The sequence below is a fragment of the Dongia sp. genome, assembly GCF_041910485.1.
Lineage (GTDB): Bacteria > Pseudomonadota > Alphaproteobacteria > Dongiales > Dongiaceae > Dongia.
This window is the reverse complement of record NZ_JAYRQR010000062.1, coordinates 243,047-268,065: the sequence shown is the minus strand read 5'-3', so window position 1 is coordinate 268,065 and position 25,019 is coordinate 243,047. Positions and strand designations below refer to the sequence as shown.

At 61.7% G+C, this 25,019-nt stretch carries 21 protein-coding genes; 9 read left to right on the top strand and 12 right to left on the bottom strand.

The window, feature by feature from the left end; genetic code table 11:
* From ACE3PP_RS20840 to efp, 4 genes are all read right to left on the bottom strand, one after another.
* Positions 1-1,011, bottom strand: a 1,011-nt coding sequence (locus ACE3PP_RS20840; RefSeq protein WP_374385230.1) for a MotA/TolQ/ExbB proton channel family protein, incomplete at its 3' end; no start/stop codon positions are given.
* 56 nt (positions 1,012-1,067) lie between these two features.
* Positions 1,068-2,318: an OmpA family protein gene (locus ACE3PP_RS20835; RefSeq protein ID WP_374385229.1), complete on the bottom strand. Its 1,251-nt coding sequence runs from the start codon at positions 2,316-2,318 to the stop codon at positions 1,068-1,070.
* A gap of 141 nt (positions 2,319-2,459) precedes the next feature.
* Entirely contained in the window at positions 2,460-3,248 is a 789-nt protein-coding gene (locus tag ACE3PP_RS20830; RefSeq protein ID WP_374385227.1) for an inositol monophosphatase family protein, read from the bottom strand.
* 8 nt (positions 3,249-3,256) lie between these two features.
* Positions 3,257-3,823: an elongation factor P gene (efp, locus tag ACE3PP_RS20825; protein WP_374385226.1), complete on the bottom strand. Its 567-nt coding sequence runs from the start codon at positions 3,821-3,823 to the stop codon at positions 3,257-3,259.
* Between the two features lie 384 nt (positions 3,824-4,207).
* Here efp and recA point away from each other — a divergent pair, with 384 nt between their 5' ends.
* The 6 genes from recA (at position 4,208) to ACE3PP_RS20795 (ending at position 12,132) form a co-directional block, all read left to right on the top strand.
* The gene (recA, locus tag ACE3PP_RS20820) at positions 4,208-5,290 is read left to right on the top strand and encodes a recombinase RecA (protein WP_374385225.1); all 1,083 of its coding nucleotides are present in this window, start codon (positions 4,208-4,210) and stop codon (positions 5,288-5,290) included.
* 158 nt (positions 5,291-5,448) lie between these two features.
* On the top strand, positions 5,449-6,111 hold the full coding sequence (mobA, locus tag ACE3PP_RS20815) for a molybdenum cofactor guanylyltransferase MobA (RefSeq protein WP_374385223.1): 663 nt from the start codon (positions 5,449-5,451) through the stop codon (positions 6,109-6,111).
* A gap of 41 nt (positions 6,112-6,152) precedes the next feature.
* Positions 6,153-7,535 carry a hypothetical protein gene (locus tag ACE3PP_RS20810; RefSeq protein ID WP_374385222.1) on the top strand — a complete coding sequence of 461 codons (1,383 nt, stop codon included), beginning with the start codon at positions 6,153-6,155 and terminating at the stop codon, positions 7,533-7,535.
* 123 nt (positions 7,536-7,658) lie between these two features.
* The gene (locus ACE3PP_RS20805; protein ID WP_374385220.1) at positions 7,659-9,848 is read left to right on the top strand and encodes a methyl-accepting chemotaxis protein; all 2,190 of its coding nucleotides are present in this window, start codon (positions 7,659-7,661) and stop codon (positions 9,846-9,848) included.
* Positions 9,849-9,919: 71 nt separating this feature from the next.
* Positions 9,920-10,849: a 3-hydroxyacyl-CoA dehydrogenase family protein gene (locus tag ACE3PP_RS20800; RefSeq protein ID WP_374385219.1), complete on the top strand. Its 930-nt coding sequence runs from the start codon at positions 9,920-9,922 to the stop codon at positions 10,847-10,849.
* Positions 10,846-12,132: an FAD-dependent oxidoreductase gene (locus ACE3PP_RS20795; protein WP_374385218.1), complete on the top strand. Its 1,287-nt coding sequence runs from the start codon at positions 10,846-10,848 to the stop codon at positions 12,130-12,132. Before ACE3PP_RS20800 ends, ACE3PP_RS20795 begins: the two co-directional genes overlap by 4 nt.
* A 13-nt stretch (positions 12,133-12,145) precedes the next feature.
* On the opposite strand, the gene ACE3PP_RS20790 is transcribed toward ACE3PP_RS20795, so the two are convergent.
* Both ACE3PP_RS20790 and ACE3PP_RS20785 read right to left on the bottom strand, forming a co-directional pair.
* A complete protein-coding gene (locus ACE3PP_RS20790) occupies positions 12,146-12,994 on the bottom strand; it encodes a lysophospholipid acyltransferase family protein (protein WP_374385217.1) in 849 nt (282 codons plus the stop codon).
* A gap of 64 nt (positions 12,995-13,058) precedes the next feature.
* Positions 13,059-13,982 (bottom strand): sugar kinase, encoded by a 924-nt coding sequence (locus ACE3PP_RS20785; protein WP_374385216.1) that lies wholly within the window; start codon positions 13,980-13,982, stop codon positions 13,059-13,061.
* A 325-nt stretch (positions 13,983-14,307) separates the two neighbouring features.
* On the opposite strand from ACE3PP_RS20785, the gene ACE3PP_RS20780 reads away from it, so the two are divergent.
* From ACE3PP_RS20780 to ACE3PP_RS20770, 3 genes are read left to right on the top strand one after another with little or no spacing between them, the layout of a single operon-like run.
* Entirely contained in the window at positions 14,308-15,549 is a 1,242-nt protein-coding gene (locus ACE3PP_RS20780; RefSeq protein ID WP_374385215.1) for an aminotransferase class I/II-fold pyridoxal phosphate-dependent enzyme, read from the top strand.
* A gap of 2 nt (positions 15,550-15,551) precedes the next feature.
* A complete protein-coding gene (locus tag ACE3PP_RS20775; RefSeq protein ID WP_374385214.1) occupies positions 15,552-18,038 on the top strand; it encodes a DNA translocase FtsK 4TM domain-containing protein in 2,487 nt (828 codons plus the stop codon).
* Between the two features lie 18 nt (positions 18,039-18,056).
* Entirely contained in the window at positions 18,057-18,707 is a 651-nt protein-coding gene (locus ACE3PP_RS20770) for an outer membrane lipoprotein carrier protein LolA (protein WP_374385213.1), read from the top strand.
* An 8-nt stretch (positions 18,708-18,715) separates the two neighbouring features.
* Here the strand turns inward: ACE3PP_RS20770 and ACE3PP_RS20765 are convergent, their stop codons facing one another.
* The 6 genes from ACE3PP_RS20765 to zwf are packed head-to-tail and all read right to left on the bottom strand — an operon-like array spanning position 18,716 to position 24,847.
* On the bottom strand, positions 18,716-19,195 hold the full coding sequence (locus tag ACE3PP_RS20765) for a PAS domain-containing protein (protein WP_374385212.1): 480 nt from the start codon (positions 19,193-19,195) through the stop codon (positions 18,716-18,718).
* Positions 19,196-19,244: 49 nt separating this feature from the next.
* The gene (eda, locus tag ACE3PP_RS20760) at positions 19,245-19,877 is read right to left on the bottom strand and encodes a bifunctional 4-hydroxy-2-oxoglutarate aldolase/2-dehydro-3-deoxy-phosphogluconate aldolase (RefSeq protein ID WP_374385211.1); all 633 of its coding nucleotides are present in this window, start codon (positions 19,875-19,877) and stop codon (positions 19,245-19,247) included.
* Positions 19,874-20,836: a glucokinase gene (glk, locus tag ACE3PP_RS20755; RefSeq protein WP_374385210.1), complete on the bottom strand. Its 963-nt coding sequence runs from the start codon at positions 20,834-20,836 to the stop codon at positions 19,874-19,876. Before glk ends, eda begins: the two co-directional genes overlap by 4 nt.
* Entirely contained in the window at positions 20,833-22,647 is a 1,815-nt protein-coding gene (gene edd / locus ACE3PP_RS20750; protein ID WP_374385208.1) for a phosphogluconate dehydratase, read from the bottom strand. The genes glk and edd overlap by 4 nt, the downstream gene beginning before the upstream one ends.
* A gap of 8 nt (positions 22,648-22,655) precedes the next feature.
* On the bottom strand, positions 22,656-23,354 hold the full coding sequence (gene pgl, locus ACE3PP_RS20745) for a 6-phosphogluconolactonase (protein WP_374385206.1): 699 nt from the start codon (positions 23,352-23,354) through the stop codon (positions 22,656-22,658).
* Positions 23,354-24,847, bottom strand: coding sequence for a glucose-6-phosphate dehydrogenase (gene zwf / locus ACE3PP_RS20740; RefSeq protein ID WP_374385204.1), 1,494 nt, complete (start codon positions 24,845-24,847; stop codon positions 23,354-23,356). The genes pgl and zwf overlap by 1 nt, the downstream gene beginning before the upstream one ends.
* Between the last annotated feature and the right edge of the window lie 172 nt (positions 24,848-25,019).

Here is a 25,019-nt window from a genome sequence, read left to right as displayed (position 1 = left end):
TTCATCCGACAGGCGCGTCAAATGCGCATCGAGATTGCGCAGATGGTTGCGGCTGTTGGCGTCGATGCCGAAGCCGCCTGCGGCCGCCAGTTCGGCCAGCCGCGCCGTGACCTGCTGCTGGGCGCGAAGCTGGTCGTTGAGGACGGCGAGTTGATCCGATAGCTGTTTGAAACCACCGGCCGAGGTACCACGATTGTCCTCGCCACGCTGCAGGACGCGCTGCAATTCGTTGATGCTTTCCGCGTTCTGCTCAAGGAGAGCTTGGATATAGGCAGGGATCGGCTGATCGCCCACCTCGGCAAAAGAACCGGTCCCAGCAGAACCAAGGCGCGTCTGGCCGGACAGCCAATCCTCGACTTCGTTGAAGAAGCGGTTTTGCGCCTGACTTGCCTGCAGTTCCAAGAAGCCGACGATGAGCGAGCCAGCGAGGCCGAAAAGCGACGAGGAGAACGCGATGCCCATGCCGGAGAGCGGCTTGGCCAAGCTCTGCTTCAATGCGTCGAACATGACCGTTGCATCCTGGCCACCCGACACCTGGAGGTTCGTGATCGCGTCGGCGACGCCTTTCACCGTTCCAAGAAGACCCCAGAACGTGCCGAGGAGGCCGAGGAAGATGAGCAGCGACGTGAGGTAGCGTGTCAGTTCGCGGCTGTCATCGAGCCGAGACTGAACGCCATCGAGGATCGAGCGCAGGGTCGAGGCATTGAGGCTGAGGCGACCCGTCTTGTCCTTCAGCATCGCCGCCAGCGGCGCCAGCAGGCGGGGCTGGTTGTAGCTTTGAGCAAATCCACCAGTGCGGAAGTCCTCGATCCAGGCGATATCGCTGTATAGCCGGACGACCTGCCAGATCGTGAAGACGATACCAAACAGGAGCACCACCAGAATGCCGGTATTAAGTGCTGGATTGTGGGAGTAGGCGACGGAGATCGGACCCCACAGCAGCACAGTCACGGCAATAGCGGCCAGGAGGCCGACCAGCATTGCCAGCAACTGCATGATCGGGCGGCTCATTCAGGCACCCTTCAGCGAGTTTTGGACGAAGCGAGCGGCGGCCCCGAGGGACCGCATCAGCTGGCGGACGGAACGATGTCGACGCGGTCGGCCGGGCTGCCTTCGGCCTTGGTGCCGAGGGCACGAACGTCGATCCGGTTCGACCGGACACCCTTGCCGATGAGGTATTTGCGTACCTCAAGGCCACGCGCCAGCGCCTTGCGGCGGGCCTGGCTCTCGGCGTCCGGCGTGCCGCTGCTGTAGGCCAGAACCTGAACCTTGAGATTCTGATCAGCCTGCATTTTCTCGGCCAGGGCATCGAGATTGGCGGTGGCGCCCTGTGGCAGCTCGTCGGCGCCCGGTTCAAACACGATCCGGGTAGCCCCGGACGGCAGAGCGGCGTTGCCGCCGGTATCCGGCGCGGTTGCAGCCGGTGCTTCGGCGCTGGCCGTCTGCTGCTCGCCAGCTGGCGCTTCGGTGGCGGCTGCGTCGGTGCCGGTCGATTCAGTCCCAGTGGATTCGGTGGCAGGCTGCTCAGTTGCCGCCTGCGTCGTCGTGGCAGGGGCATTTTGGGCAGGCGAAGGAACACTGGCCGGGACCGAGTCGGGCTCGGCCGGCGGGGTCGGTGCCGGCACGGGCTCGGCCGGGGCGGCAGCGGCCGGCTGCGGTTCCGGCGCGGGTGCAGGTGTTGCGGCGGGTGCAGGTGCGGCGGCGGGCGCCGATTCCAACACAGCTTCGGCAGCGGCGACCTTGGCGGCGGCTGCCTCTTCGGTCGCGGTGGGTGTCGACGGCGGCATAGCGGCCGGGGCGGCCGATTTCTTCTTCTTCCGCTTTTTCTTGGTCGGCTGGGCGTCAGCATATTTCTGGGCGCCCGGGACGTTCAAATAGCTTTGCGGATACCCGTTCGAGGTCGGCGTGCTGGCGGGAAGGCCGGTGCGGTTGCCGGCATAGCCCGGGGCAAAGGCCGGATTGGCGTAAGGGGCCACGAAGGGCGCCACCGTCGGCGCCGCCGCGTAGCCATAGGACGGCACCGCGAAGCCTTGCACAGGGGCGGGCTGGCCATAGGGCGTGAAGACCGATTTCGGCGCCGAACTCAACCGCGTGCCCTGGGTATAGCCATAGGGCTGGAAGCCACCCGGCGTGGTCGGCGAGGCCGCTCCGCCATAGGGGGTGAGGGCACCGTAATTGACCGTTACCTGCGAGGAGCTGGCCTGTGGCAGATAGTAGGCCTGCTGGGCCTGGGCCGGTTGCAGATAGAAGCAGCCGATGGCCGCCACGCCGGCCAGGAGAAATCGGTTAAAACCCGAGGGCGCTCTCTTGCTCATCATTGCCTGCCACGCTCGAAAAATGGGGTCAATTTGGCGAGGACTATAGCCGATCCGATTTTCTCCCTACAACCAGCACTTTAGCATGTGGCTATAAGTGGTTAGCAGGAGAATGGCCGACTCCGCCCGCGCTGCGGCCGGGACTCAGTGGCCAATCAGGTTCTGAATCGGGGCGTGGAGGGTGTTGTTCGTGGCCAAAACCTCGCCCGTGGCGAGGATGACCGGCTTGCCCTTGAAGTCGCTGACATAGCCGCCCGCTTCCTTGACCAGCAGGATTCCCGCAGCGATATCCCAGGGCGAGAGAAATTCCTCCCAGAAGCCTTCGTATCGGCCACAGGCCACATAGGCGAGGTCGAGCGCCGCGGCGCCGAAACGACGGACTCCCGCGGTTTCGCGCATCACCTTTTCCATCTGCTTCTGGAAACGGTCGATATGGCCGTGGCCGCGGAAGGGAATACCGGTCGCGAGCAGGCTTTCGTTGAGGTTCTTGCGGCCCGAAACGCGGATGCGGCGATCGTTGAGGAACGCGCCGGCACCCTTCTCGGCATAGAAGAGTTCGTCCTTGATCGGGTCGAAGACCACGGCAGCCGTGATCTCGCCCTTCACTTCGAGGCCGATCGAGATGCAGAAGTGCGGGATCCCGTGGAGAAAGTTGCTGGTGCCGTCGAGCGGATCCACGATCCAGCGGGAATCGGTATCGGAACCCGTCTCCTCGCCGCTTTCCTCCATGAGGAAGCCGAAGCTGGGGCGGCCCTTCTTCAATTCTTCCTTGATCAGCTTTTCGGCCTTGTGATCAGCCGTGCTGACGAAATCGGCCGGACCCTTCTGCGATACCTGGAGCTGCTCCACCTCGCCGAAATCGCGGCGCAGGGATCTGGCGGCCTTGTCGGCCGCCTTGCACATGACGTTGATAAGGGCGGAGCGGATGGCCATCTTCGCTATCAGTCCTTCGCGCGTTCCATATATTCGGAATCGGCCGTGCGGACGACGATCTTGGTGCCTGAGCCGACATGCGGCGGCACCATGACGCGCACACCGTTCTCGAGCACGGCAGGCTTATAGGACGAGGAAGCCGTCTGGCCCTTGACCACAGCGTCGGCCTCAACGATGAGGCAGACCACGGTCTCGGGGAGGGTCACGGAGATCGGCGAACCTTCGTAGCTTTCGACCGTCACCACCATGCCTTCGGTCAGATAAACCGCCGGTTCGCCGATCATGTCGGCATTCAGCGTCAGCTGCTCGAAAGTGTTGCTGTCCATGAAGGTGTAGTCGTCGCCCGAGGAGAACAGGAACTGGTATTCATGCTCGTCGAGGCGGACGCGGTCGACGATGTCGGCCGAACGGAAGCGCTCGTTGAGCTTGGTGCCGTCGCGGATGTCCTTCAACTCGACCTGCAGGAAGGCGCCGCCCTTGCCCGGCTTCACGTGCTGGGTCTTCACGGCGCGCCAGAGGCGGCCCTGATGTTCGATGATGTTGCCGGGGCGAATGGCATTGCCGTTGATCTTCATGGCGTCAACCTGGTCATTTTTTGAAAATGGTTGCTGGAAAAGCGCGCGGTTTCTAGCAGGTGAGGGGGGGATAGTAAACCGGGACCGCCCTTAAACCGAGGCGTCGCGCCTTTTCCGGGGCGCCTTGGTGGGGGAAAGCTGCCTTGGCCTCAGGTCGATTCGGCATGAGGTGGGCAGTCCGCCGCAAACCGGTGCGATTGGCTGATCTTGTTGATACGATAGAATAGCGCATCCCATATCTTGTTGTTATAGAATAAAAATCGAGAAATCGTTCTCTTTTCGATCTAAATCCTTTACAGATGGAACAAAGAATGTACATATAGGCTCATTCGGCGCCGAATTGTCACTGTTCGGGTGCTGTGATCTAAGGTGGGAGAGACACTGATGTCGCAGAACGTCGTGCGGATTACGGACAGGGACGGCAAGGACAATATGGATAAGAACAAAGCGCTGGATGCCGCGCTGTCGCAGATCGAACGGGCTTTCGGTAAGGGCTCGATCATGCGCTTGGGCTCCAATGAGCAGGCCGTGGAAACGGAAGTCGTTTCAACGGGTTCGTTGGGCCTGGACATTGCGCTGGGTATCGGTGGCCTGCCGCGCGGCCGAATAGTTGAAATCTATGGTCCGGAAAGCTCCGGCAAGACGACGTTGGCCCTTCAGGTCTGCGCCGAGGCCCAGAAAGCCGGTGGCACCTGCGCCTATGTCGATGCCGAGCACGCTCTCGACCCGTCTTATGCCGCCAAGCTCGGCGTCAATGTCGGCGATCTGCTCGTGTCGCAGCCGGATGCCGGCGAGCAGGCGCTCGAAATCGCAGATACGCTGGTCCGTTCCGGCGCCATCGACATCCTGGTCGTCGACTCAGTGGCGGCCCTGGTGCCGCGCGCCGAACTCGAAGGCGAAATGGGCGACAGCCATGTCGGCCTTCACGCCCGACTGATGAGCCAAGCGCTGCGCAAGCTGACCGGTTCGATCAGCCGCTCGAAGACAATGGTGATCTTCATCAACCAGATCCGTATGAAGATCGGCGTCATGTTCGGCAATCCGGAAACGACAACCGGTGGCAATGCCCTGAAATTCTATGCCTCGGTGCGCCTCGACATCCGCCGCATCGGTGCCATCAAGGACAAGGAAACCGTGGTCGGCAACCAGACCAAGGTGAAGGTGGTCAAGAACAAGCTGGCCCCGCCCTTCCGCGTGGTCGAATTCGATATCATGTATGGCGAAGGCATCTCGAAAATGGGCGAGTTGATCGACCTCGGCGTTGCTGCCGGCGTGGTCGAGAAGTCCGGTGCCTGGTTCTCCTACAGTGGCCAGCGTATCGGCCAGGGTCGCGAGAACGCCAAGCAGTTCCTGCGCGACAATGCACCGATCGCCAAGGAGATCGAGCAGAAGATCCGCGCCAATGCCGGCCTCGTCGCGGGTGCGATGATGGATGCGGGCGGCGAAAAGGAAGATTCGGAAGATTAAAGGTTCCGCCGCCGGCACGCCCGGTGGCCCATGCTTCTCTCCGGCAAGCGCGCCGATCCAAGTTAACGCTTCGGGTCGGCGCGCTTCGTCGTTTTGGCGTTGCGTCGAGCCGACTTGACCCTGTTCAGCGCGCCCGTGCCACGCCATGATGCCGGGGCATGAGCGACCAGATATCAAAATATGCGCGCCCCGCGACCGATCTCATCGCTATCCTGCTGGCAGGCGGCCGGGCATCCCGGATGGGCGGTGGTGACAAGTGCCTGCGTCTGCTGGCAGGTCGACCGCTGATAAGCCACATCATTCAGGGACTGAAACCGCAGGTTCGCGAACTCATTCTCAATGCCAACGGCGATCCTGGACGTTTTGCCAAATTCGGCCTGCCGGTCATCGCCGATGAAATTGGCGGCCAGCCGGGTCCCCTTGCCGGCATCCTGGCCGGCATGGATTGGGCGGCGGTGCAAAGGCCGGGGACGGAATACATCCTGACCGTCTCGACAGACTGCCCGTTCCTGCCAACCGATCTCGCGGCGCGGCTGCTCGATGCGGTGAAGGAGGGTGCACAAATTGCGATTGCCGCCAGCAACGCCCGCAAGCATCCGGTGGTGGCGGTCTGGCGCGTCGCTCTGCGCAAGGATCTGCGCCGGGCTCTGGGTCTCGAAAACATTCGGAAGGTCGAGGCCTTTTGTGACCGGCATCGCACCCGGACGGTAAATTTCGGCAGCGTGGTGAACCTTCCGGGCGGGGTCGTCGACCCATTTTTCAACACAAATACACCGGAAGATTTGGCGGTCGCGGAAGGCCTCCTGCAGCATTCTTCCTGAAAAATGATTTCAGCCCATAACCGAAACCCAGGATCGTTATCGTGACCAAGACCCTTCAAGCGGCACAAGCCATTCTCCTCACGGCTGGCACCTCCTTCTTGATGCTGGCGCCTTTCTGCGTCGCTGCGGCAGCTGCCGACCTGTCGCCGGAGGAGAAGAAGGTTGTGTGTTATGACCGGGCCACTTGCCAGATCACATCGATCACAGATGCCGGCAAGGGCGACAAGGGGCAGCGATTGCGGATTGCAGATCTGGTCCTCGGCATGGAAGACAGGCCCGCATATTTTCCGGAAGAAGGTTGCATGTCCACCGACGCGGCGCTTGAGGGGAGTGAAGACAAGCGCGACGGTGGTCGCGAGATCTGGCTGCTGGCCGATGGCGAGCAGCCGGTCAAGCTGTTGCCGCTCTGCAATGACGGATACGGCTCGGCCATGGTTGGGTACGATGACATCGCCATTGCCGACAATCGCCTCACACATACACAGTCAGGTGGGTCGGCGTGGCGCTGGGATTCTTCCAAGACCTTCCAATTGTCGCCATTGCGCCTCATTGGTGAAAGCGACTGCTCCTACCACAGCGCCTCGCCATCGACCGCTGAACTGACGATCGTCGACCGCAACAAGCTCGAAGCTCGTGCATTCGCACCGGCGCCGCGCCAGGATTGGAGCGACGCGGAGATTGGCTGTCCCACCGTGGAGGCCGATTTTGCACAGCCACTTCAGTCGCGCCCGACGCCGGACGTGGTCGCCGCCTATGCCGTACCGATGCCGTTCGATGTCGATCCATCCCCACTGTCCGAAGGCACCACGCTGGGAAGCTGTGGCCTCGCCTTGAACGGCGCCGGCAACAACGGATTCCTGATCTATGGCAAGCCGTCGAATGATGCCGAGACGGCGGAGATGCGGGTCATAGCCGAGACAAATCGATCCATCCTCATCCAGATTCGGGACCCGCTCGCCAAGGCAGCGCAGCAGGCTGCCGTCGGTAAATCCTGGATCAAGGAACCGCATGTCGAAATCTGGACTGCGGCCGAAGGGGAGTTGCCCGAGGGCGATGCTGAACAGGGGCCGGAAAAGATCTACTACCAGATCGGCGTCAGTCTGGAGGGCAAGGTAAATGTCGGTGCTGGCAAGCCTGCCATTCTCCCGGCCGTTACCCGTTGGAGCGGCAAGGATGAACAGCAGCGTGATGTGACGGTCTTGCGACTGACTTGGCCCGAAGAAGCAGCACTCATCTACGGTCTCGGTATCGTCTACTCGCAGGCGCAGGACGGCAAACAGGTGCGCCTCATTTCGACAGCGCCGATCGAGAAGAACAAGCCGTTGTTTCTGCCTTCTATCTGGCACAACTCCCAGGACGAGTCCGGCGCGCCGGGCGGCGTGTGTGAGTATTCAGGCGATAGTCATCAACTGGATCTAAACTGACCGATCCCGGTCATGAATCTTGTGTGACAAACGAAGCTGCTGCGGCGCGGCAAAAATCATATTAACTCTCGATTAAGCATCTCCTCCGAAACTTGCGACATCCATCGTTTGGGGGGGAAGTTCATGTCGACATCGAAGAAGAGCGGCGGCATGGGCTTGCGCGCGCGCGTCCTGCTGTCGGGTATTGTCGTCCTGCTGATCGGCATCCTGGGTGCCGGTGGCGTTGCTGGATGGATGGCATACGACCAAGCCAAGAGCGATGCGGCAGCCAACCTCACGGCCATCGCCGAAGGGACAGCGCGGCAAGTCACCGGAAATATTCAACCGGCCATCGACATTGCGGAAACCATCGCTCGCGCCATGGAAGGCGGCAAGGCAACTGGGTTGCCGCGCACGGCAATTCAAGGGTTGGCCGTTCCCATTATCCATGCGCACCAGAATTTTGTCGGTACCACAATTGCCTTCGAACCGAACGGCTATGACAACAACGACGCCGCCTTTAAGGGTATCGCGCCGGAGCAGGACGCCGAAGGTCGCTTTGTTCCATACTATTACAACAAGAAAGACGGGACGGTCGGCGTCGATCCGCTCATCATGACGATCGAGGCAGGGATCGAGGGCTGGTACCTGACGCCGATGAAAAACAACCGCACGACTTTGACGCCGCCCTATATCTACCCGGTCGAAGGCGAAGACGTGCTGATGTCGACGATCAGCGTGCCGATGGTGGCCGATGGTAAAGGTTTCGGCATAGCCACGATCGACATGCGCTTGACGAAGTTGACGGAGACTCTCGGCGCCATCAAGCCGATGGAGACCGGCCGCGTCATGCTGCTGTCTGACAACGGCATCTGGGCAGCGGTCCCTGATGCAAGTCGCCTTGGGCAGACTGTCGCCGTGCAGGTCGTGACCGAGAAGAATGCCGAAGGCAAAGATGTGCCCGTGATGGTCAAGGATGCCAGCGGCGCCGATGTCCCCAAAACGGAAGATTTTGCTCCTGAGACGGGCTTGAAGGCGATGTATGACGCCTTCATTGCCAGCAAATCGACCGTGCCCACCTTGGTGCAGGATGCAGCCAGCGGCAATTTCTACGTCTTCGCACCGATCAGCTTCGTCGGGCCGACCGAGATTTGGACTCTGATCGTCGAAGTGCCCATTGCGACGGTTCTCAAGCAGGCCAATGATCTCATCTACACGATTGTCGCCATCGTCATCGTCGCCCTGATCCTTGGTGCCATCATGTTCGCCTGGGTCGGAAACCGCATTGCCAAGCCCATCGTGGCGCTCGCCAAAGTGACCTCCGACGTCGCACACGGCGATTTTGCGGCGGCCGTGACAGGTGTCGAGCGCGGCGACGAGATCGGCGAACTGGCGCGATCGGTCGACGTGCTGAAACAGGGACAGCAAGACAAGCTGAAGCTCGAAGAAGATCAAAAGCGCACTGCCGAGCGCGCGGAAGTGGAAAAGAAGGCGGCGATGAAATCTCTCGCCGACAATTTCGAACGTTCGGTCAAGGGCGTGGTCGACAGCGTCACCCAATCTGCTCAGCAATTGCAGACCCATGCCAAATCGATGACCGAGGTGGCGGAAGGTGCCACGCAGCGCATCGGCGAGGCTTCGGGTGCCACCGACAATGCGTCAGGCAGCGTCGACGCCGTGGCGGCCGCCGCGGAACAGCTCTCCGCCTCGATCAGCGAAATCAGCCGCCAGGTGGCGAGTTCCTCCGAAGTGGCGCGGACAGCCGTGAGCGAGATCGGCAAGGCCAACGACACAATGAAGAATCTCGTCGTCGTGTCGGAGCGCATTGGCGAGGTGGTGAAGCTTATCACGGCGATTGCCGAGCAGACCAATTTGCTGGCACTCAACGCCACGATCGAGGCGGCGCGTGCCGGTGAAGCGGGAAAGGGCTTCGCCGTGGTTGCCAACGAGGTGAAAGCGCTCGCCAGCCAGACGACCAAGGCAACCGAGGGGATTTCGGTCGAAATCCAAGCGATTCAAGGATCGACGGAGAACGTCGCGAAGGCGATGGCGACCGTCACCAGCACGATCGAACGCATCGATGAGATTTCAAGTTCGATCGCCGCCGCGGTCGAAGAGCAATCGGCTGCGACACGGGAAATCTCGGGCAATGCACAACAGGCGTCGGGCGGCACGCAATCCGTGCGGCACAACATCAATGGCGTCGAAGATGCCGTCCGGTCGGCGCGCGATACGGCGGCTGGCGTGCTCAATGCCGCTGAAATGATGGCCGAGCAGGCGAAGTCGCTCAACCGTGAGGTCGAGGGCTTCATCTCGGAAGTGCGCGCCAGTTAAAATTCCGCTCGACCGCACGCACCGACCTATCCTAGCCTCCTGCACAATCGAATAAGAAGCAGGAGGCGGGGATGGGTTCGGAGCGGATTGCCGTTCTTGGCAATGGGATCATCGGTCACGGTGTCGCGCAGATTTTTGCCGCTGCCGGTCATCCGGTGGCGATGATCGGGCGCAATGCGGCGAGCCTTGATGCCGCGAAGCAGAAGATTGCCGCTAGCCTCGCCGAATTCGCGGCCAACGGATTGCTGACGGCAACCGAGGCTGAGGCGGCCCTCGGGCGGATTGTCATCGGGACGAGCCTTGAGGCGGCCCGGAATGCGGCGATGGTCGTCGAGGCGGTCACCGAAGATATCCCCCTCAAACTCAAGCTCTTTGGCGAGCTTGATACGCTTTGCGGGCCGGAGACGATCCTCGCCTCTTCGAGCGGGCAGCCGGCAAGCGCGCTCGTTGCCAACGTCAAACATCGCCAGCGCGTGATCGCCACTCATTTTTGGTATCCGCCCCAGCTCATTCCCCTGGTCGAGATCTGCGGCGGGCCCCATTGCGCGCCCGACGTGCTGGAACGCACGGTGGCGCTGGTGCGCGGTACCGGCAAGGAACCGGTGGTGATCGAAAAGGAAGTGAAGGGCTTCATCGGCAATCGCCTGCAGTTCGCTTTGTTGCGCGAAGCCTGGGCGCTGTGGGCGGATGGGATCGCCTCGGCCGAGGCGATCGATGCGGTCGTCAAAGCCTCGTTCGGTCGGCGGATCGACATCACCGGGCCGATTGAATCGGCCGATATCGGCGGGCTCGCCACCATGGTGAGCTTCGGCAACTCGCTAATACCGGATCTCTCGACCGCGCAGCAGGCGCCGGAAAAAGTGGCTGCCCTGCTGAACAAAGGCGGCATGCCGGGAATCTATGATTGGTCGAAACGCGATGCCGCAGCCTTGCGCGCCGATCGTATGGAGGAACTATTCCGGTGGCTGAAGGCTGACCGGGAGGCACGGAGCAGCAAGTGAGCGTACTCATGAAGACGGATCCCTATTGGTGGGAAGCGGCACCACGCCCCGACATCGAGGCGCCTGAACTGCCGGCGAAGATCGATATTGCCATCGTGGGGTCGGGCTATACCGGTCTGATCGCTGCTCTTAAGTTGGTTGAAGCCGGGCGCTCGGTGGCTGTTTTTGATTCTGGCGCGATCGGTTCTGGTGCATCGAGCCGGAATTCAGGCTTTGTCGGTCGAACGCTGAAATACTCGTTCGGAGATCTCGTCAAGGCAAAGGGCCTCTCGCAGGCCATCGACACCTATCGCGAGATGCAGGCGGCGTACCAGGCCGTTGCCGACACGGTTCGTGAGTATGCAATCGATTGCGACTTCAAGGTACACGGTCGCTTGGTTGTCGGCGAGACGCCCGCGCAGTTCGAGGCGCTGAAGCATGAATATGAAATGCGCTATCTGCATCTGGGTTCGCCATTCGAGATTCTGGACAAACCCGCGCTGACGCGGGAAATCGGCAGCCCGCGCTATTGCGGCGGAGTTGTGCTTCCTGATCTGGCCTCGATCCATCCCGGCCTCTACCACGCGGGACTCGTGCGGGCTGCTTTGGCGGCGGGCGTCTCTCTGCATCCCTTCACGCGCGTCGCGGCGTTGAAGAACAATGGGCATGGGTTTGATGTCGCGACAGCCCGTGGCAGCTTTGCCGCGGGAGACGTGATCCTGGCGACGAACGGTTACACGGACGGGCTGCTGCCCTGGTTGCAGCGCCGGCTCATACCCTTTGACGCCTGGCAGATGGCGACCGATCCATTGCCCCGTGCGCTCATCGACCAATTGCTGCCGAACGACCGGACCTATATCGACAGTTATATGAACGTTGACGCGATCCGCCGGGCGCCGGACGGGTCACGCATTCTCTATACCGGGAAGACCGGGACGCGCAGCAACGAGACTGAGATGGCGCGCCGGTTGATGGGGGAACTGAAAGACGTCTTCCCGGATCTCAAAGAATTCGGCGTGTCCTACAGCTGGACCGGCCGCTGTGCGGCGAGCTTCGACCTGCTGCCGCATCTTGGTACCTATGACGGAGTCCATTTCGCCGCCGGCTATTGCTTCGCCGGTTTGCCGATGGGCTCGCATTTCGGGCGTCTCCTCGCCCAGCGCATCCTGAAGCCGGGCTCGGTCCGCTCGGTCTTTGCCGACCGGGACTTCCCGACCGTGCCCTTCTATCGCGGCAACAATTGGTTCGTCCCGTGGATGATGCGGTACTACGATTGCAAGGAAGGCAAGCGTCAGGCTGCGTGAGAGCCGCGCAACGTCAGGCGATGATGCCGGTGGCGCCTGGGCGGGTGGCGGGGTTCCCCAGCCACTCGGTGCGCTGGCGCAGATGGCGGCTGAGTTCTTGCGGGTCCCGCATGGGGGCGAGCTCTGCGTAGGGGATGACTTCGCCGATCGTCACCTGGAAGTCGCTGCCGATCTTGTTGGCAACCTCGTGCAGTAACAAGGCAAGGCGTGCCGTCATGCTGATATGGCTGGCGATCTGGAAGAGGCGGCTGTTCTGCCCGTGGAAGAACATGGGGACCACGGTCGCTCGGGCGCCGTGAATGAGGCGCGCTGTAAAAGGCTTCCAGTCGAGGTCGACAGCCTGGCGGGCGAACGGCGTCGGCGTGGTCGCAACGCCACCGGCGGGGAAGACGATCAGGCAGCCGCCCTGCGCCAGATGCTCGCGCGCGATGGCGCGGGTCTTCAAGGTCGTCGCCTGGGCATCCGCGCCGGGATCGAAATCGATCGGCAGGATATATCGCTGGATGTCGGCGTCTGGCGGGTAGAGCCGCGCGTTGGTCAACACCTTGAAATCGCTGCGGACACGATTGGCCAGGTGGCCGATCAACAAACCGTCGACCAAGCCAAAGGGATGATTGGCGACGATCACCAGTGGGCCGTCCGTCGGTATCCGGGCGAGCTTCTCGGCATCATAGTCGAGCTGCAGCTGGAGAAGGCGCATGGCGGCTTCCCAAAAGTCAGTCGAGCCAGCCATTTCGGCCTGATAGAGATCGTATAGCCGCTTCAGACGTAGCTGACCGGTGATGATCTCGACGGCCCGGATCGACATGCGCGCCAGAGGCGAATCGAAGGTGCTGGCGTAGGTAAGGGAAAGGTTGCTCATATGGCACCTCTAGCCCCCACCTGTTGCCGGCACATCGCAAGTCGATGAAGTTGCTGTGACAGGCCTAAGCGGTCGCAAAGGCCTTGCGCAACAATTCTACGGGCGTTAGGGCGCCACGTACTCCGACCGCAGAAGCGGCAATCTGATGGGCAAGGCGGGCCGCTACCGGCGGCTCTCGACCAAGGAGCCGGGCCGCCAGATAACCGCCGTTGAAAGCATCACCGGCGCCGGATGTATCGACGGCCTGCACATCGGCAATGGCCGGCACTGCGTCAATCTTGCCGTTCACGCAGAGCAGTGCCGGTTGGGCGCCGTTCTTGATAACGCATTCCTGAACGCCGGCGGCGGTCAGCCGTTCCGCCGTCTGTGCCGGCGTAGGATCGCCGAACAGGTTTCTTTCATCGTCGAAGGTGGGGAGGACGATGTCTGCATGGGCGGCAGCGTTGCCAATCTCGGACTTTGCCGCTTCGGGTGTCTCCCAAAGTCGGGCCCGATAGTTCGGATCGAACGCTATGCGCGCGCCTGATGCGCGTGCCGTGGCGATCGCGGCCGTGAACAGCGGGCGGTTGGGCGGCGGCAGAATGGCAAGGGTGATGCCTGAGAAGTAGATGAGATGACGACCGACGAGGCGTCTTTCAAGCAGGTCCCGATCGTCGGCCAGATGGCGCGCTGCTGAATCGCTGCGCCAATAGGTGAAGCTGCGCTCGGCACCGTTGAGCGAGATGGCATAGAGCCCCGGACGGCCACCGGGCAGGCAGGGGCTTTCCGCGACGCCGATCCCATGCTCACCGAAGAACGCCATCTGACGGCGCGAGAAATCGTCATCACCGAAAGCCGAGATATATTGGACCTGGGCATCCCCCGGCAGGAGGGCGCGCAATGTCCACAGGGTGTTGAAAGTGTCGCCGGCAAAGCCCATCTGCCAGCCGCCCCTTCCGTCCGGGGCGAACTCGATCATGCACTCACCGACGGCGGCAACGCTCAGCACGGAAAATCTCCCTTCCGGCAATGATCCGGCCCAGTATCATGGTGCGGGCAAAGACAGTGCATATTCATTTCACGTGAAACAATCAACGTTAATTGCGTTTTGAGTGAAGATTGAACGCAGTGAGAACCTATCAGGATCATCGACGGCATTTGCCCTAGTGGATTGGAATCTGCGTGAATACAAGGACTTGATGGTATACTCTTCAGAGATTAGTGTCGTTCCCGGCTTGTGCCCGTTTGTACTCCTGCGAGTCGCTTCCGAGTCGCGCCCGAGTCGCCCATTGATGTAGCTTGCATTTTTGCCCTTTCGGGCCAGGGTTTCGAGAATGAATCAGGATCGCGTCGAGTCGCTCGCGCAATTTCACCCCTTCACCCGGCTCAACAAGCTGCTCGAAGGGGTTCAATCTGGGGGTGGCAATACGCCTTTGCTGTTATCGCTGGGCGAGCCGCAATTCCAGCCGCCAAGCTTCGCCACCGACGCGATCGCGAACGCCAAAGAGATGTGGGCTAAATACCCACCGACCCTGGGGAATGCCGAATTCCGCAATGCCGTGCGCAACTGGCTGGTCCGCCGCTATGGCATCGAGCCTGGGTTCGTCGACCCCGAGCGCATGATCGTTCCTGTTTCGGGGACGCGCGAGGCGCTATTCCACATCGCCCTGTCCGCGGTGGCGCGGGGCGCTCCGAAGGGCAAGGGGAAGGTGCTGATGGCCAACCCCTTCTATCACACCTATGCCGGGGCCGCGGTGGTGGCGGGCGGCGAGCCCGCCTTCTTGCCTGCCGGTCCGGAAACCTCGTTCCTGCCCGATCCGGATGCCGTTCCTGCCGACCTGTTGAGGGAAGCGGCGATGGTCTATCTGTGTTCACCGGCCAATCCGCAAGGATCCGTGGCATCGGCGGAGTTCTGGCAACGCTGGCTTAAGCTGGCGCGGCAGTACGATTTCCTCATCGCTGCCGATGAGTGCTATGCCGAAATCTATACCGATGCACCTCCGCCAGGCGCGATCGAAGCGGCCCAGGCGAGCGGTTCTTGCGACAATCTGCTGGTCTTCCATTCGCTGTCGAAGCGCTCCAGCGCACCGGGCATGCGGTCTGGCTTCGTGGCGGGGGACGCGCGCTACATTTCGCGCCAGGCGCAGCTCATCAACTATGGTGGCGTTGCTGTGCCACTGCCGGTTCTTGCTGCATCGACTTTGCTGTGGTCAGACGAGGAGCACGTGACGGCCAACCGTGTGCGCTATCAGGCAAGCTTCGACTTGGCTGAAAAAGCGCTGGGCCCGATCTTCGGCAAGGTCAAGCCCGGTGGCGGTTTCTTCCTGTGGCTCGATGTCGGCGATGGCGAGAAGGCAGCCCTTGAACTATGGCGCCAGGCGGCGATCAAGGTTCTTCCGGGTGGCTATATGGCACGTGTCGACGCGACCGGCCGCAATCCCGGGGCGCCCTATATTCGCGTCGCACTCGTCTACGAACCGGCGCAATTGGCCGGCGCGTTGGAACGCATGGCGGGAGTCCTGAAGTCATTGGTTGATGCCGGTGGCCACAAGCTGGCATCGGCAAGGGGGCGATAAGCATGGCATCCAACGCATCACGCGGCGGCGTCGCCGTTTCGGGCGGCCTCGGCTTCGGTGGGTCGGGCGGATTTTCCGCCTTCATCCAGCGCCGGCTGCTGGAAGGGCTGGGGATCGTGCTGGTGTTGGCCGGCCTCTTCTATCTGCTGGCACTTCTCACGGCGAATGGTGCCGATCCGAGCCTCAACCGGGCGACCGACCAGGCCGTTGCCAATGTCTTGGGCGCGCCGGGTGCGGTTTTCGCCGACTTCCTGCTGCAGGGATTGGGCCTTGCTGCCTTGGTGCCGCCGGCGGCTCTGCTGGCCTGGGGCGTTGCGCTGCTGCGCGATCATCTGGTGCGAAAGGCATGGGTAAAGCTGCTGTTGCTTCCCGTCACCAGCTTGCTGATGGCGACGGCCTTTGCCGCACTCCCGGGGACCGGCGAATGGCCCTGGATCGCCGGTCTGGGTGGATTGGCGGGTCATATGGTATTGGTGGGTTCCGATGGTGCCGGTGGCCTTACGTCTATTGTCGCCCATCTCGCTGGACTCGATCCGGCGTTGATCAGTCGATTGCTGGCGCTTTGTTTTCTCGCGGTCGGCCTGACGGCACTCTATTTCAGCCTCGGCATCGGGATCGGCGGCTATGTCCGGTTCGGGCGTGGCGTTGCGCGTATGGGCCGCAATATGGGCGAAGCGATCGATCGCGGCCGATCGGGCCTCGGCGGCACTTCGCGCACATTCAAATTCTCCCTGCCGCGTTTTGGCCGGCAGCGGGATTCGGACGAAGAAATCGAACACCAACGCCGGGAGCCCCGCTTCGGCAGTGAATCCAACGAGCGCGCGCGCGTTGCCATCGAGATCCCGCGCCATGCCGATAGGGACGAGCGGCGCGATCATGCCGAGAAGCTGGTCGTGACGCCAACCGCCAAGGCAAAGGAAAAGCCGAAGCCGGCCAAATCCAAGGATACGCGCCAGGCGAAACTCGATCTGGAAGAGAGCGCCTTCGAACTGCCGCCGGTCGATATCCTCTCGTTGCCCACGGCCAATCTCGCCGTGCAGCGGATCAATGAAGAGAGCCTGGAAAAGAACGCCCGCCTCCTGGAGACGGTCCTCGACGATTTCGGGGTCAAAGGCGAGATCGTCAAGGTTCGCCCCGGCCCGGTCGTGACTCTCTACGAACTCGAACCGGCGCCGGGTACCAAGACCAGCCGCGTCGTCAGCCTCGCCGATGATGTCGCGCGGTCGATGAGCGCGGTCTCGGTTCGTATCGCCGTCGTGCCTGGCCGCAGTGTGATCGGTATCGAGCTGCCGAACCGCGAGCGGGAAGTCGTCGCCTTCCGCGAATTGATCGAAGATGAGAGCTATCAAGGAACGCAGAGCCGGCTGGCGCTGGTCCTCGGCAAAGATATCGGCGGCGCGCCGATCGTGGTCGACCTCGCGCGCATGCCGCACCTCCTCATCGCCGGTACGACCGGTTCGGGCAAGTCCGTCGCCATCAACACGATGATCTTGTCACTGCTCTATCGCCTGACGCCGGAGCAGTGCAAATTCATCATGATCGATCCGAAAATGCTGGAACTTTCCGTCTATGATGGCATTCCGCATCTCCTCTCGCCGGTCGTCACCGAGCCCAAGAAGGCGATCGTCGCGCTGAAATGGGTCGTCCGTGAAATGGAAAACCGCTATCGCGCCATGTCGCGCCTCGGCGTGCGCAACATCGACGGCTTCAACCAGCGCCTTGAGCAGGCACGGGCCGCCGGTGAAACGCTGACCCGGCGGGTCCAGACCGGCTTCGATCCGGAAACCGGGCAGCCTATCTACGAGGAAGAACCGTTCGACCTCACGGCGTTGCCGTTCATCGTCGTGGTGGTCGACGAAATGGCGGACTTGATGCTGGTCGCCGGCAAGGAGATCGAGGCGGCCATCCAGCGCTTGGCACAGATGGCACGTGCAGCGGGCATTCATATCATCATGGCGACGCAGCGACCGTCGGTCGATGTCATTACCGGCACGATCAAGGCGAATTTTCCCACCCGCATCAGCTTCCACGTCACGACCAAAATCGACAGCCGAACAATTCTTGGTGAAATGGGGGCGGAACAACTGTTGGGACAGGGTGACATGCTCTATATGGCAAATGGTGGCCGTATCACCCGTGTTCATGGACCGTTCGTATCCGACCGCGAAGTGGAATCGATCGTCCGCTTCCTGAAAGAGCAGGGCGAGCCGGCCTATATTGAGGAAGTGACCCAGGATGACGAAGAGAGTGGCGGTTTCGACAATCTGGACGGTGAACCGGGCGGCGGCTCGGGCGACGAACTCTACGACCGCGCTGTTGCCGTGGTGACGCGTGAGAAGAAGGCGTCGGTGAGTTTCGTCCAGAGGCACCTGCAGATCGGCTATAACCGCGCCGCGCGCATCGTCGAGCGGATGGAGAAGGAAGGTGTCGTCTCCCAGGCCAACCATGTCGGCAAACGCGAAGTACTTGCGCGCGGGCTGGACGACTAATCGAAAGGCTTGAATATCTTGACTGATACGATCATTGGACGCCGTCAACTTCTGGCAGCGGCCGGCTCCGTTGCACTGCTGACCGCTTTGGGTGCCCTGGCGCGTCCGGCGGCAGCACGCGCCGTTCCCGCCAATCTGACGGCGCAGGACGAAGCGGACCTGGCCCGCATCCAGAACTATCTTAACGGCATCACGACGATGCGGGCCAAGTTCCAGCAATATTCCGAGAATGGCGGGATCGCCTTCGGCAGCATCTACCTGAAGCGGCCCGGCTTCATTCGTATCGAATATGATCCGCCCTCACCGATGCTGATCGTCTCGGACAGCGTCTCTCTTCACTATTACGACCCGGAGCTCGATCAGATCAACCGAGTGCCTGTATCTTCCTCACCGCTCTGGTTCCTGCTGCGCAACGATGTGGAACTGGGCGGCGATGTCACGGTGACGGCCTTCAAGCGCTCACCGGCCGCCTTCGAACTGACCATCCGGCAGACCGACGACGCCGAGGAGGGCAAGGTTATCCTGGAGTTGGGGGACAAGCCGCTCGAGTTGCGGCAATGGACAGTCGTCGATCAGAAGAACCAGCAGGTTCGCGTCGGCCTGTTCGATGCCCAGTTCGGCATGGATCTGGAGCAGACCTTGTTCCGCGTGCCGAAGAAAAAGAACTGACGGATCGGCTAGGCCCGGCGATAGTCGCAAAAGGCCATCAGCATGTGCACGGTCTCGTCGTCGTTCGACAGCGGCATGACCAGCGATCCAACCTCGCACAGGCGCGGATTGGGGGCCGACCAGGGCTCCTGATCGAAGACGACGGTTTGTTCCCGGATTGCGGTGGAATAGGTTTCAAAGCCGAAATCCGGTGTGACCGCAAAGACATGTTCGCGCACGTCCTTGCTGGTTGGATCATAACCGCGCGCCTCGACTTCGTCCGTGCCGACCAACCGATAGGTGAGGCGCAGCGGATCATAGGCAACGTCGATGAGAATGATCCCCGGCAGAAGGTCGCGAATTTCGCTGGGGTCGATATCGGCACGTGCAGGCATGCGGCGACCGTGCCGCTTGCTGTCCCAATACTCATACGCACGGCGAATTCGTGGCGTACATATGTTCAGGAAGTCCAGCCCAACAATGCGCTGGTAGCCGCTATTCTCCGCCAAGGTGCCCTCGATCCCATTCCCAACCCTCGGGAAAACAGACCATAGGCGATCATTTCAGATGTGTCGACGCGACGAATTGATGGGATAGAGCGCGAATTTCTTCCCACTTACGTTCCTGCACCATTTTACGTGGCGCGGGCATGGACGAACCGACCGCCGCCACATGCGGCAGTGCAAGATAGTCACCTGCATTGTCAGGCGAGACGCCGCCGGTCGGACAGAAATGATTGTCGGGGAACACGTCGCCCCAGGCCTTCAACGTCGCCGGCCCACCCAAAGTTGCGGCAGGGAAAAATTTGAAGGCATCGAGGCCCAGCATGCGACCGCGCGTGACCTCGCCCGGCGTCGCGGCACCCGGCAGGTAGGGCAGGTCTAGATCCAGCGCGCATTTGACTAGGTCCTCGGCAAAGCCGGGACTCACGGCGAAATCTGCGCCGGCAGCATGGGCACGCTTCAAATCCTCGACCGACAGCACCGTGCCGACCCCGACCGACAGGCCTTCTACTTCGCCGCGCAGGCGAGCGACGGCTTGGAGACCGGCGGCCGTGCGCAACGTGATCTCCATGCTGGAAAGGCCGCCGGCCTGCAAGGCACGGGCAAGCGGCAATGAATCCTCTACATCGTCAATGACGATGACGGGAATCGCCCGCGCCTGGCGGATCAATTGTGCGATAGGTGTCATGCTTCCCCCTGCGAAAGAGTGGCGGCCGCACCGAGAAGTGCCAGCGTATTGTCGAGGATGACGTAGATAGGCATGTCACTTAGAAGTGACGATAGCCTTCCTTTGTTGGCAAATCGCTCTTCAAACTGAGTTCGAGGCAGGAGGGAGAGCAGGCGCGGCACAATGCCGCCGCCGATATAGACGCCGCCGGTCGACCCGAGAATGAGGGCAAGGTCGCCCGCGCAGGAGCCGAGGATGGCGCAAAAGCGCTGCAATGCCTCGGCGGCGATGGGGTCGCCCACTTCGATGCCACGTGCGGTGATGACAGCCGGGGTCGGACGTTCGCTTTCCTTGCCGGCACGCAGCAAAGCGAATTCATAGATATTCACCAGCCCCTCACCGGAGAGGAGGCGCTCGCACGAGACGCGGCCAAATCTCGCCTGCAGATGGCGCAGCAGGTCGACCTCGAACGCATCTTGCGGGGCAAAGCCCACATGGCCGCCTTCACCAGCCAGGGCGATCCAGCCTCCATGCCCATCGCAGACCAATCCGGAAACACCCAGCCCGGTGCCGGGGCCGAGGACCGCGCGGGCGCCGGCGGGATCGGCAATGCCCTTGCGGACCATCTGGAGGCTTGTCGGCTGCGCATGCGGCACGCCGAGCGCCAGCGCCTCGAAATCATTGATCGTGACGAAACGCCGCCAACCGAAGGCAAGCGCTGTTTCACCGCGGGAGAAACGCCAGGGAGAATTGGTGAATTCGATGAAATCGTGTCGCGCCGGGCAGGCGACGGCAAAGCAGGCTTCGACGGGCTGGGCGCCGACTTCGGCCAAATAGGCGCGGATCGCCGCCGAGATGTCCGGAAAATCGCGCGCCGACAGTGTCTTCATGTGCTCGACACCGACAGCGCCGCCACGCCGCAAGGCAAAGCGCGCATTGGTGCCGCCGATATCGGCAACCAATGAAATCGGTTCGGTCATACAATTGCATCCCAGCCGAAGCTCGCCGCGCCGTTCTCGGCACCGCCGACCAAGGCCCGGAATCCGGCGAACAATTCCCGCCCGCATCCAGCTTGATAGTCGGTCACGTCGGGTATCTCACCTTTTCGGGCCGCGAAATCGTCTGCCTTTACCGTCAACTGATTGTTCTCCGCGTCCAGGCGAATGATGTCACCGTCACGGATGCGCGCGATCGGTCCGTCGGCAACGGCTTCCGGCGACAGATGGATCGCAGCCGGCACCTTGCCCGATGCGCCCGACATGCGCCCGTCGGTGATCAAGGCGACCTTGTAACCCAGATCGAGCAGCACGCCCAGTGCCGGCGTCAATTGATGCAGTTCCGGCATACCGTTGGCGCGCGGACCCTGACCCTTGACGACCACGACGACATCCTTGTGCAGCTTCCCTTCTTTGAAGGCCTTTTGCACATCGCCTTGCGAGGCGAAAACCATCGCCGGGGCTTCGATCACCCTATGGGCTGGCTTCACCGCTGATACTTTGATGATGGACTGGCCCAGATTGCCTTCGAGGACGCGGATGCCGCCGTCCGGCGCGAAGGGATCGTCGGCGGCACGCAGGACATCGCGGTCAAGCGATTGGGCCGGCGCTTCGCGCCAGCGCAGCTGATCGCCCTCAAGATAGGGCTCCTGGGCATAGGCGCCGAGGTCGTCGCCGACCAAAGTCTTGACATCGCGGTGGAGGAGTCCAGCGGAAAGAAGCTGACGCACCAGAAACCCGAAGCCGCCGGCGGCCTGAAAATGATTCACGTCGGCCTGGCCGTTCGGATAGATGCGGCATAGAAGCGGCACCACGGCAGAGATGTCGGATATATCCTGCCAGTTGAGGCGCACGCCTGCCGCAGCAGCCACGGCAATCAGGTGAATGGTGTGATTGGTCGATCCACCCGTTGCCACCAGTCCGACGATGGCGTTGACCAGCGCCTTTTCATCGACGATCTCGCCGATGGGCCGGTAGTCATTGCCAAGGGCGGTCGCAGCGGCGACGCGTTTAGCTGCTGCTGCCGTCAATGCGGCACGCAACGGCGTGCCGGGATTGACGAAGGCGGCGCCAGGCATGTGCAGCCCCATCAACTCCATCAGCATCTGATTGCTGTTGGCCGTTCCGTAGAACGTGCAGGTGCCGGGCGCGTGATAGGAGGCTGATTCCGCCGCCAGCAATTCCTTCCGCCCAACCTTGCCTTCGGCGTAAAGCTGGCGGATGCGGGACTTTTCGGCATTGGGGAGTCCGCTGGGCATTGGGCCGGCGGGGACGAAGACAGTGGGTAGGTGCCCAAAACTGAGCGCGCCGATCAGCAGACCGGGCACGATCTTGTCGCAGACACCCAGCATCAGGGCCGCATCGAACATGTCATGCGACAGCGATACGGCCGTTGCCATGGCAATTACGTCGCGGCTGAACAAAGACAGTTCCATGCCGGTCTGGCCCTGCGTGATGCCGTCGCACATGGCCGGCACGCCACCCGCAAATTGTGCCGTCGCGTGACCGGAAACAGCTTCCTTGATGATCTCGGGATAGTCCTTGAGCGGCTGATGGGCCGACAGCATGTCGTTATAGGCGGAAACGATGCCGAGATTGGGAAGTGTCGAACCGGCCAGCGCGTCCTTTTCCGTGGCGGAGCAGGCGGCAAAACCGTGCGCCAGGTTACCACAGGAAAGATGCGCGCGTTTGACCGTCTTGCCGCGGGCGGCATCGATCTGCTTCAGGTAGCGGGCACGGCTTGCTTTGCTGCGCGCGCGGATGCGGTCAGTCACCGCTTCGATGATGGGATGCATGTTGGGCCTCATGCGCCTAGAAAGATTTCGACCGGTGTCCGCTGCTGGCGTAACAGCGCCGAAACCGGAAAGGTATCCGTGTTGATATTGTCGATGGCCCGGTTGAGCGCCATCCGTTTTTCCTGGCCGCTCACTGCCAAGAGGATTCTGCGGCACTGCAAAAGTGCGGCTAGCGTCAAACCGATCCGCTGATGGCCCTTGGCAGGTTCAGACAGAGTCATGATTTCCGCAGTCCCGGTCGGGGACAGGGCGGTTTGTGTCTCGGGCCGGCCCGGAAAGAGCGAGGCGAAATGCCCGTCTTCGCCCATGCCTAAGAAAACACTTGAAAAGGGCCGAGGGACCGCAGCGAGAACAGCCGACACTTGCGCCACCGCCGTCGCCGGTTCGAGCCCATTGCGATAGAGGCTCAGAATCGACGCACCTTGCGCCCCATCCCGGCAGAGATGGCGCCGGATCAATCCTTCGTTGCTGTCCGGATGATCGAGGGGAACCCAACGTTCATCACAAGGGATGATCGTGACTTTGTTCCAGGGCAGCGGGACCTCCGCAAGCTGCTCGAAGACAGCGACCGGTGTCGTTCCGCCCGGTACGATGAGGCTTGCTCGATCCTGCAACTCGATCGCGGATTGCAGATCGTCGACGATTGCTTGGGCAACCCTCCCGGCCATCGTCGCGCGATCGGCGCATTCGACAGGTCGGTAGGGCACTAAATATCGTCCTCGTGCCAAGTGCGGCCATCGCGCTCGATCAAGGCGATCGCCGCATTGGGACCCCAGCTGCCGGCGGCATATGGCTTGGGAGCAAGACCGGTATCGGACCAGCCCTGCAAGATGCCGTCTGTCCAGCGCCACGCAGCTTCCAATTCATCAAGGCGCATGAACAGGGCAGGGCGGCCGCGGATGACATCCAGGAGCAGGCGTTCATAGGCATCCGGCGACCGCCCGCCGAATGTTTCGGCGAATGAGAGGTCGAGAGCCGTCTGCCGCAGCTTGAGTTCGCCCGGGCCGCGCCCCTTGTTCAGCATGATCAGGCGGATGCCTTCATCTGGCTGCAGGCGCATGACCAACTTGTTGGGGTGGATCGTTCCCGCCGAAGCGGGGTAGGGCGAATGCGGCGGCGTCTTGAACTGAACGACAATTTCGGACGAGCGCTGCGGCAGCCGCTTGCCCGTCCGGATATAAAAGGGCACGCCCGCCCAGCGCCAATTGTCGATGCCGATCTTGATGGCGACGAACGTCTCGGTATCGCTGCGCGAATCCGCATCGGATTCCTCGAGATAGCCGGGCACGGCATTGCCATCGACCGTTCCCGCCCGGTATTGACCGCGCACGGTGGCGGCGGCCACCTCATCGGCCTGAACCGGATGCAGAGCGCGGAGAACTTTGAGCTTTTCGTCGCGGATCATGTCGGCATCAAGTGTGCTGGGCGGCTCCATCGCGGTGAGGCAGATGAGCTGCAGCAAATGGTTCTGCACCATGTCGCGCAAAGCGCCGGATTCATTATAGTACCGCCAGCGCCCGCCGACACCGACGGTTTCGGCGACAGAGATCTGTACGTGATCGATATGGGTTCGGTTCCACAGCGGTTCGAACAGAGCATTGGCAAACCGCAGCACCATCAGATTCTGCACCGTCTCCTTGCCGAGATAGTGATCGATCCGATAGGTCTGAGGCTCGGAAAATGCCCTCGCCACGGCGGCATTGATCTCGTGCGCCGAGGCCAGATCCTTGCCCAGTGGCTTTTCGAGCACCAGCCGCGACGCTGGGGTCACAAGATTGAGCGCCTTCAAATTGGCCGCGATCGGCCCGAACAGGTCAGGCGCCGTCGCAAGATAGAATGAGCGGACGACGTCTTCGCGGCCTTTGAGAAGATCGATCAGCGCGCCATAGCTTTTGGCATCCGTCGCGTCGATACCGATATAAGTGAGCCGCTCAGCAAATCGCGCCCAGGACGCCTCGTCGAACTGCGTGTCGTCGGCGCCATTGCCAGAGTGCGTGATGCAATCGTCGTGCATCATTTTGACGAACGCATCGCGCTCCATCGCGCCCCGCGAAACGGCAATGATCCGGCCATCGTCCGGCAGCCGCTGCTCACGCGCCAAGTGATAAAGCGCCGGAATCAGCTTGCGGCGGGCGAGATCGCCCCGTCCGCCGAAAACGATCATGTCGAACGGTTGTGAAATAAGCGTTGTACGTTGCATGGGGACCTGTATGCGATGCGCCCAGGGCTGGCTGGAATGTTAACGCTGTCATTTTGCCCCGACTATTTTGGCAATGCCAGCGTTACAGCCATTGCCAAGAGAGATTTTTGCCTCCCCTTCGGCATTTTGTTCGCCGACAGCTGCTTCCTGGAAGAAAATCCCGCATTTCGCG